This window comes from Streptomyces sp. NPDC032472 (assembly GCF_040636955.1).
Classification (GTDB): Bacteria; Actinomycetota; Actinomycetes; order Streptomycetales; family Streptomycetaceae; genus Streptomyces.
Genome location: NZ_JBEZVK010000088.1, coordinates 13,318 through 22,175, shown reverse-complemented (window position 1 = coordinate 22,175; position 8,858 = coordinate 13,318). Strand labels below are relative to the sequence as shown.

Below are 8,858 nucleotides of genomic sequence, written 5' to 3'. Positions count from 1 at the left end.
TGGGGCCCGCACACCGGACCGGCAACGGGCCGCCCGGGGGGGGGCCGGGGGGCCCCCCCCCCCCCCCCACGCCCCGTCCCGGCCGCCCTCCTCGGGCGGGGCGTCGACCCGCTGCGGCACCCCCTAACCGGCGGTGCGGGGGTCGACCGGCGTGAGCACGCCGAGGCGGTCCTCGACCGCCTGGGCGGCGGCCAGGCACAGGTCCTCGCGGAAGGCCCGCCCGATGATCTGCACTCCGCTGGGCAACCCGTCGCGCAGCCCGGTCGGAACGGCCACGGCGGGTACGCCCACGAAGCTGGTCGCCGAGCACAGGCGCATGCCGGAGGCGACCCGGTCCCGGCCCGCCCGGTCGCGTGACTCCAGCCCCGGCTCGACGGGCGGCTCGGTGAACGAGGGCCCGAGCACCAGGGGGTACGTGTCGAGGAAGCCGGCCCAGGAGCGCCGGATGTTCAGCCAGGCGCCCATCAGCTTCACGAATTCGTCCGCGGTGGCGGGCCGCGTCCGTTCCATCGCCAGCTGGATGTAGCGGTCCCCGCCCTCGCCCAGGAGCGTGCGGACCATGGGCCAGGTCGGGGCGAACTCGGTCAGGGTGATGCGGTCGTACGCCTCGAGGGTTTCGTCCAGCCGTGGCACGTCCGGCACTTCGCACACCTCGTACCCGGCGTCGCGCAGCGCGTCGGCCGCGGCAAAGACGGCGGCGCGGACCGTGGGGTGGATTCCGCGGCCGCCGGGGTCGGCCACGACGGCGACCTTCACCGGGCCGGGGAGCGGGGGTCCGTAGGCGGGTACGGGTACGGCCCGCGGGTCGCGGGGGTCGGAGCCGGCCAGGGCCTCGTAGGCCAGGCGGAGGTCCGCCACGGTCCGGGCGAACGGGCCGTCGGTGACGAGGATCTGGGAGGCGGGGCCGGGGTCGTCGGGGCCGAGAACGCGGTGGTCGGCGGGGAAGCGGCCGGCGGTCGGCTTCAGCCCGGCCGTCCCGCAGAACTGGGCGGGGACGCGGATGGAGCCGCCGGAGTCGTTCCCGAGGCCGAGAGCGGCCATGCCCGTGGCGACGGCCACCGCGTCACCGCCGCTGGTGCCGCCCGGGGTCCGGCGGGGGTCCCACGGGTTGAGGGTGTCGCCGAAGAGCTCGCTGCGGGTGTGCATCCCGGCCAGGACCAGGGTGGGCATGTTGGCGTGGCCGATCGGGATGGCCCCGGCGGCGCGCAGCCGGGCCACGGGGGGTGCGTCGGCCTGCGCGACCAGGTCGCGGAAGCGCGGCACGCCGAAGGTGGTCGGCACGCCGGCGACGGGGGTGGTCTCCTTCACGGTGAAGGGCACGCCCGCGAGGGGGCCGAGCTCCTCTCCGGCGGCGCGCCGGCGGTCCGTCAGCGCCGCGTGCTCGCGGGCCTGCTCCGCCATGAGCTGGGTGATGGCGTTCACCTTCGGGTTGGCCTCGGCGATGCGTTCCAGATGGCTCTCGACCAGTTCGACGGCGGACACCTCGCCGTTGCGTACGGCCTCCGCCTGGGCGGTGGCGGGCTTCTGCCACAGGGCTTCCCTCATGGATCGCACTCTCCGGTCCTCGTTTTCGATGCGCTTGCATCGGAACCGTACAACGATACCGATGCGGGTGCATCGAATAAGCTGTGCGATCGAGCGTCCGCGGTGGAAGTCAGGGAGCGCAGGAAGCGCAGGGAGGCGGGGCACATGCCCAGGCAGGTGGACCACGAGGGCCGGCGCCGGCTCATTGCCGAGGCCGTGTGCCGGCTCGCCGACGAGAGCGGGCTGGAGGGGGTGACCCTGCGCGACGTCGCCGGCCGGGCCGAGGTGTCGATGGGCGCCGTCCAGCGCTGCTTCCGCACCAAGGAGGAGATGCTCGCCTTCACCCTCGGGTACGTCGGGGAGCGGGTCGGCGAACGGGTGCGCGCCCGGCTCGTGCGCAGCCCGGCCCAGTCGGCCGCGTCCGCCCTGGGGCACGCGGCAACCGAGGTGGCCCTGCTGCGCGAGGAGCACCGCGCCGAGGCCCGGGTCTGGCTCGCCTTCGTCGCGCAGGCGGTGGTGAGCGCACCGCTCGCCGAGACCCTCCGGGCGAACTACGCAAGCCTGCAGGATGTGTTCGCCCGGCTCCTAGCGGAAGCCGCCGAGGACTGCGGACGCGCCACGGCCCTCGACCCGCAGCAGGAGGCCCGTGCCCTCCTCGCCCTCGCCGACGGCCTCACCACGCACGTCCTCATCGGGCACCTCACTGCGCCGGAGGCCCAGGGGGTCCTCCACGCACACCTGGCCCGCCTCTGGGAGGACTAGAGCCGGAGGGAGGACAGCCGAACCGCGGGCTCTCCACAATTGGTCATGCGCCTGACAGTGTTGGCAGGGCACCAACGGCACCACTCCCCCGAACGGCACCCCACCCCGATGGGAGCGATCAGCGCATGACCCAGCCCGAGAGCGCGGGATACGACTACGACGTCGTCATCAGCGGAGCCGCCCTCGCCGGCAGCGCCGCGGCGATCCTGCTCGCCCGACGCGGTGTCCGCGTCGCGCTGCTGGAACGCCGCTCGGACCCCGCCGCTTACAAGGTGCTGTGCACCCACTCCCTCCAGGCCAGCGCCTACCCGGTGCTGGACGAACTCGGCCTCGTCCCCGCTCTCGAGGAGGCGGGAGCCGTCCGCAACGACGCCCGCTGGTACACCCGCTGGGGATGGATCGAGCCGAGGGCCGCGCCGGGCGGACCGGAGCTGCCGTACGCGTACAACATCCGACGCAGCACCCTCGATCCGCTCATCAGGTCCCGGGCGGGCGCGACCCCCGGCGTCGATATGCTCCTCGGCCACCAGGTGACCGGGCTGGTCCGGGACGCGGGGCGGACGGTGGGGGTGCGTGCGTCGACACCGGAGGGCGAGCGGGAGATCCGGGCCCGGCTGGTGGTCGGCGCCGACGGCAAGGACTCGGCCGTGGCGAAGTTCGCCGGGGTGCCTGCTCGGACGTACGAGAACGGGCGGTTCGGCTATCTCGCGCACTTCCGCAACCTTCCGCTGCGGGACGGGATCGGTCACACCTGGTTCCTCGATCCCGACATGGCGTACGCGTTTCCCAATGACGACGGGGTGACGGTCATCGCGGTGCTTCCGGAAAAGAAGCGGCTGCCGGCCTTCCGGGATGACCTGGAGGGCAGCTTCCTCGCCTTCGTCCGCGCCCTGCCCGAGGCACCGCCCATCGACTCCGCCGAGCGCATCACGAAGATCATCGGCGCGGTCAACTACCCGCTCCACAGCCGCAGGCCGACCGCGCCGGGTGTCGCGCTCATCGGCGACGCCGCCCTGACCGGCGACCCCCTGTGGGGAGTGGGTTGCGGATGGGCCCTGCAGTCCGCGCAATGGCTGGCAGAGGCGGTCGCCGCCGCCGCGACCGGTCGGGGCGACCTCGACCGGTCGCTCGCGGTGTACGCACGCACCCACCGGCGCCGGCTGGGTGGTCACCAGTATCTGGCCGCCGACTTCGCCAAGGGCCGCCCGTTCAATCCGATGGAGCGGCTGATGTTCTCGGCGGCGGCGCGCGACGAGTCGCTGGCGCGGCACATGTACCTGTTCGCGTCCCGACTGATCGGACCGCTGCGCTTCCTGAACCCGGCGGCGGTGGCCAGGGCTTCGACCGTCAACGTCAAGCACCGGAGGGTGGCGGGGCCGCCCGGGTCGGGGGAGCACGTGTCCCACACCGGGTCATGACGGGGTGAGCAGGCCCGCCGGCCGGGCGCTGTCAGTGGTGGGTGGCAGCATCGGGCGTATGACGGAGATCGCGACATTCGACTGGCTGCCCTTCCTGCTGAAGTGGAGTGGGGAGTGGGCTGATTGCCTGGCCGGCGGTGAGAACCGGAGTGAGGACGACGAGGCCGCCCGGCAGGCACGGTGGCTGGGGTTCCCGCCCGCGTCGCAGGAGCGGATCGCGGCCATGGAGGAGCGCCTGGGCCGGCGGATGCCTCCGTCGTACCGGGAGTTCCTCAAGGTCAGCGACGGGTGGCGGCATGCGGGCGGGTTCGTGTGGCTGCTGGCGGGGGCCGAGGATGCGCGCTGGCACGACAACGCGTCCGGGCTTGCGGACATGTTCGAGGAGTACCTGGACGAGGATGCCGGGCCCGAGGAGCGGGTCGAGGTGGACATCTGGCGGCGCGGGCTGCAGCTCGACGTCGAGTCCGACATCACCCACGTCCTCATGGATCCCGAGGACGTGGGTGAGGACGGCGAGTGGGCCGTGTACACGTGGGCCAGTTGGCGGGGCGAAGGACCCGAGCGGCACGCGAGCTTCCACGAGTTCATGCGGAGCATGCACCGGGAGTTCCATGCGCTGCAGGCGCGCCGGGCCGACGGGGAGCCGGTGTTCGCCAACGACACGACGCGGGAGCTGGACGCCCGGGTGGAGGCGGCCCGGCTGGAGGCGCTGCGCGGCAACTGGGAAGCGGCCGTGAAGGCGCTGGACGAGGCCAAGGAGTACGGCAGGCCGCGGGCCCGCGGGCTGGGCGACCAGATACGGCGCTTGCTCGGACAGACCTCCATGGTGAACTACGAGCACCTGGTGACCGACCCGCAGTACGCGGCCGAGCTGCTGCCACCGCTGGTCGCCGAGCTCGCGGTGCACTCGTACCGGGACGACTCCACGCTGAAGTTCGATCTGCAGGGCGCCGGTGAGGAACTGGTGTCACTGGCGTACGCGACGTTGGAGCAGGTCCGCAAGGGCACGTACCGGTACACGGCGGCCGGACCGTTCGGGGAGGCGGTCGAACGGGCGCGGGAGCTGGCGCGGTGGGGAGACACCGACGGGGCATGGCGGATGCTGAGGGAGGCCCTGCCCCTGTGGGAGCCGCTGGGGCCGGACCACCTGGCGCCGCTGGGCTGGGTGGCCGACCCCCTGCTCGGGCCGCTGCTGACCCCGGAGCGGGGCCGCGAGCTGCTGTCCACGCCGAGGGGCGGGCAGTCGGGCGGGACACCGGGGCCGACGGCCGACCTCGACGGGCGCGATCTGGCGTGGCTCGCGGGCCCGGACCGGGGCAACAGCCGGACGTCCTACCGGTTCGTCCTGGCGGAAGGGGTGGAGCCGGAAGATCTGCCCGATCGTCTCGCGGACGAGGACAAGGACGGGGACGGGGACGGAAGCGGAACCGTGCTGAACGAACCCATGACCTTCCTGGAGGCGCGCCAGAGGTCGCTGCAGGGGAAGAGGGAGTTCTCGTCCTACGACGACAAGGCCCTCATGGCGATCGGCCGGGCCGGCGCCCGTTGGAGCTTCGCCTTCGACGGCGATCCTGCCCCGTTCAACGCTCAACGGTTCGTCTCCCCCGCCGCGGCTGCCGCCGCGGACACCCACGCGGTGGCGGTGTGGAGCGGTCTGAGGACACGGCACGGGGAGCCCTTCTTCCACCTTTCTGTGGCGCGAGGCGGTGCCGAGCAGTACGCGTTCACGTACGCGGACGGAGAGGTCCGGCGCAGCGGGGAGATTCCAGCGGCTCTGGACCCGGACCGCTTCTTCGGGCACGTGGAGGACGGCACCGAGGTGGAGCGTTCCCTGCTGGAAGCGGTGAGTGCGGAGTTCGGGGCCCATCTGCCGCGCCATGCGATCACCCACGGACGACTGCACACCTTCACCTCCCGTTCCTGGACCCGGCCGCCGGGGAAGGATGAGACGTACAGCGTGATCCAGATATCCATGGGAAACCCGCCGGCCTGACCGGTCGTGCCGAACGGCTCGCCGTGCGACGTGCCTCTCCACCACCCGTTCCGACACCACCAGCCGGGCAGCGTGGAATGATCAAGGGATGACCGAAGAGAGCAGTGCGTACGACGGTGCGCTCCGGCGCGAAACCGAGCGGATCGTCAACGAGATAGCCCAGGAACTGCGCACACTGGACGACGGGACGGCCTGGTTTTCCGGCCTCTCCCCGGCGCGCCGGCAGGGGGTGCTGCAGGAGGTGACCGGCTATGCGATGCAAGCGCACATCACCGCTGCGGACGGCCGCGCGGGGGTGGCGCAGTCCGGGGTCAAGCGGACGGCGAACCCCTCGGTGATGATCTGCATGGACCCGCCCCGCTACGGCTTCGCGCGCCTCCCCGCCGACGAACATGTCACGGCGTTCCGCGTGCTCGTCTCCGTGTTCGCCGTTGCCGACACCCGCCGCAGGCAGACCTATTGCAAGGGAACCTGCGGACACTCATGGCACAACCTCATTGGGGAGGCAGAGGCGTTGTAGCGGGGCTGCTCCCCCCGCCTTCGGGCGGTGCGGCCGCCGGGGCCCTCGGAAACCGCCGCCCGCCGGTCCGGGTCAGGCCGCCGTGCGCTGCACGGTCTTGGGTACGTCCCGGACGCCGCGCGAGAGACGCTCGGCGATGGCCGCGACCATCGTGCGGGGCCGGCGGGGTGCCAGGTGGGCGGTCAGCGCGTGGCTCAGGCCCGGGGTGACGTACGCGCGGTCGGCGTCGAGGGCCCGCAGCGCGGAGCGGACCACCGGCTCCGGGGTGGTGAACGACCCGGTCACGGCGGCCTCCCGGGTACCGATGACGTCGAAGAACCCGGTCTCCACCGGTCCCGGGCAGAGCGCGAGCACGCGGATGCCGCGCCGCCGGTACTCCTGGCGGAGCGCAAGGCTGAAGTCGAGCACGAAGGTCTTGGAGGCTCCGTACACGGCGAAGTACGGCGTCGGCTGGAAGGCGGCGGTGGAGGCCACGTTGACCACCGAGCCCCGGCCGCGGGCAAGCATGCCGGGCAGCAGTTCGTGGGTGAGGTCGACGAGCGAGACGACGTTGACCATCAGCTGGTCGTGGTCGCGCTGACCGTCGATCTCCTCGAACCGGCCGCACGTGCCGAAGCCTGCGTTGTTGACCAGCACGTCCACGCTCAGGCCGCGCTCGGCCAGCTCGGCGCCGATGCGGCGGGCGGCGTCCGGCTCGGCCAGGTCCTGGACCAGGACGTGGGCGTTCACCCCGTGGGCCTGACCGAGCCGGTCTGCGAGGGCGGCCAGGCGGTCGGCCGAGCGGGCTACCAGGACGAGGTCGTGGCCGCGCGCGGCGAGTTGGGCGGCGCATTCCGCACCCAGGCCGGAGGACGCGCCGGTGATCAGAGCAGTGGTGCGCACAGTGGTGCTCCTTTGCTGTCGTGCTCCCCGTGGCAGCGCCGGGCGTCGATGGAACAGGTCGCGGAGGCCGCCGGAGTCACCCGCACCACCGTCCACCGGCGGTTCGCCAATCGGCAGGCCCTGGTCGAGGCCCTGGCCGCCGAGGCCGCGCTGAAACTCGCCGAAGCCATCGAGGACGGCCACCCCGAGACCGCCCATCCGCTGGTCGCGCTGCACCGCGCCACTGCCAACGTCCTGCGCGTCAAGGGTGCTTGGGGGTTCGCCCTCGGGCCTGCCGTGGCGCACAGCGAGCAGGCCGCGCGGACGCACGAGGAGATCGCGCACCGCTGCACCGAACTGCTCGGCCGGATCCAGGCCGAGGGCGTGATCGCGCCGGACGCGGACCTGGAGTGGGTACGGCGCGTCTTCTACGCCCTCATCGGCGAAGCCCTGCACGGCGGGGAAGGCGCCGCCGACAGCCGCCGCGAGCCGGCTCCGGATCCCGATCCCGACCCCGACGCGCTCCCGACCCGCATCATCGACACCCTCCTCCACGGCGTCGGCCCGCGGCCTTCCTCCTGAGCGCCCGCACGCCACCCGCGCTTACTTCACCCCCGCGAGCGCCTTCTCCTCCGCGTCCGCCAGCCAGAAGAACACCGGCGACAGCACCAGTTCGAGGACCGCCAGCGCCACCTGGAACCAGTGCGGCCATCCGGCTACCGCGAGCGAGAGCAGCCGTCCGAGGGCGCCCAGCAGGAACACCGCGGTCAGCCCGCGCACGGCCGATGCAGGGATGGGTGAGCGCCGGGCCGCCCAGAGCCAGGCCAGCCCGTACCCGGCGAAGACGGCCCCGAAGAACCGCCCGAGGCTGTCGATCGTCGGGCCGGCCGAACCGGCGCCCGGTATCGACAGGTTGCCGAGCAGCACGTGCATGAGTCCGATCGCGACGCACGCGTACCCCATCGCCCGGACGAGCCCCCGCAGAATCCTGGCCTTGGCCATGGCTGGTCATCCCCTCCGCCTACTAGACGTGTGTCAACCAAGCTAGCCGCCACTACTGGACACATGTCAAGTAAGCTGGATCCGTGCCTCCCCGCAAGCGGCTCAGCCCCGCCGAACGCCGCGCCCAACTCCTCGACGTCGCGGCCCGGCTCTTCGCCGCACACCGCTACGACGACGTGCTGATGGAGGACGTCGCCGAGCGCGCCGGTGTCTCCCGCGCCCTGCTCTACCAGCACTTCCCGAACAAGCGGGACCTCTTCGCCGCCCTCTACCGGCAGGTCGCCGATCAACTGCTCGCCAGGACCCGGCTCGACCCCGCGGACACCCTGGTGGAACAGCTCACCGAGGGGCTGGACGCCCACATCGCGTACTTCGACGAGAACCGCAACACGGTCCTGGCCGCCAACCGCGTCCTCGCCGGCGATCCCCTGATCCAGACGATCATCACCGACGAGCTCGACGCGCTGCGCGAGCGCCTCCTCGGTGTCCTGCCGCTCGCCGACACCGCCACCCGGCAGACCGTGTCGGGCGTACTGAAGAGCTGGCTGGTCTTCGTCCAGGTCCTGTGCGTGGACTGGCTCGCGCAGACGACACCGCCGCGGTGCTCCCGCAGCGAACTGCGCGACGTCTGTATCGGCGCCCTCCTTGGCGCCGTCCGCCCGCTCCTCGCCGAGGACCCTGCCCCCGACTGGCCCCGGACCCCGTCGAAGCACGCCGGGTAGAGCGGTGGGGGGGGGGCGGGGGGGCCGGCGCGGGGGGCGGGGGGGGGGCGGGGGCG

The 8,858-nt window shown here is 72.7% G+C and carries 9 protein-coding genes; 6 read left to right on the top strand and 3 right to left on the bottom strand.

Annotated features, from left to right (window positions below):
- Positions 1 to 123: 123 nt before the first annotated feature.
- Positions 124 to 1,545, bottom strand: a complete 1,422-nt coding sequence (locus AB0F11_RS33610) for an amidase (RefSeq protein WP_362182135.1) — start codon at positions 1,543 to 1,545, stop codon at positions 124 to 126.
- Between the two features lie 144 nt (positions 1,546 to 1,689).
- Here AB0F11_RS33610 and AB0F11_RS33605 point away from each other — a divergent pair, with 144 nt between their 5' ends.
- The 4 genes from AB0F11_RS33605 to AB0F11_RS33590 all read left to right on the top strand — a co-directional run bounded on the left by AB0F11_RS33605 (position 1,690) and on the right by AB0F11_RS33590 (position 6,217).
- Positions 1,690 to 2,286 carry a TetR/AcrR family transcriptional regulator gene (locus AB0F11_RS33605; protein WP_362182132.1) on the top strand — a complete coding sequence of 199 codons (597 nt, stop codon included), beginning with the start codon at positions 1,690 to 1,692 and terminating at the stop codon, positions 2,284 to 2,286.
- A gap of 125 nt (positions 2,287 to 2,411) precedes the next feature.
- Positions 2,412 to 3,704, top strand: a complete 1,293-nt coding sequence (locus AB0F11_RS33600; protein ID WP_362182130.1) for an NAD(P)/FAD-dependent oxidoreductase — start codon at positions 2,412 to 2,414, stop codon at positions 3,702 to 3,704.
- A 58-nt stretch (positions 3,705 to 3,762) separates the two neighbouring features.
- Complete coding sequence (locus AB0F11_RS33595) at positions 3,763 to 5,697, top strand: SMI1/KNR4 family protein (protein ID WP_362182127.1); 1,935 nt, start codon at positions 3,763 to 3,765, stop codon at positions 5,695 to 5,697.
- Positions 5,698 to 5,785: 88 nt separating this feature from the next.
- A complete protein-coding gene (locus tag AB0F11_RS33590) occupies positions 5,786 to 6,217 on the top strand; it encodes a DUF5958 family protein (protein WP_362182125.1) in 432 nt (143 codons plus the stop codon).
- Between the two features lie 72 nt (positions 6,218 to 6,289).
- Here the strand turns inward: AB0F11_RS33590 and AB0F11_RS33585 are convergent, their stop codons facing one another.
- Complete coding sequence (locus AB0F11_RS33585; RefSeq protein WP_362182122.1) at positions 6,290 to 7,099, bottom strand: SDR family oxidoreductase; 810 nt, start codon at positions 7,097 to 7,099, stop codon at positions 6,290 to 6,292.
- A 48-nt stretch (positions 7,100 to 7,147) separates the two neighbouring features.
- Here AB0F11_RS33585 and AB0F11_RS33580 point away from each other — a divergent pair, with 48 nt between their 5' ends.
- Positions 7,148 to 7,660, top strand: a complete 513-nt coding sequence (locus AB0F11_RS33580; RefSeq protein WP_362182119.1) for a TetR family transcriptional regulator — start codon at positions 7,148 to 7,150, stop codon at positions 7,658 to 7,660.
- A gap of 21 nt (positions 7,661 to 7,681) precedes the next feature.
- Here the strand turns inward: AB0F11_RS33580 and AB0F11_RS33575 are convergent, their stop codons facing one another.
- Positions 7,682 to 8,080 (bottom strand): DUF4345 domain-containing protein, encoded by a 399-nt coding sequence (locus AB0F11_RS33575; protein WP_362182116.1) that lies wholly within the window; start codon positions 8,078 to 8,080, stop codon positions 7,682 to 7,684.
- An 83-nt stretch (positions 8,081 to 8,163) separates the two neighbouring features.
- Between AB0F11_RS33575 and AB0F11_RS33570 the strand changes: the two genes are divergently transcribed.
- Positions 8,164 to 8,802, top strand: a complete 639-nt coding sequence (locus tag AB0F11_RS33570) for a helix-turn-helix domain-containing protein (protein ID WP_362182113.1) — start codon at positions 8,164 to 8,166, stop codon at positions 8,800 to 8,802.
- Positions 8,803 to 8,858: the final 56 nt, after the last annotated feature.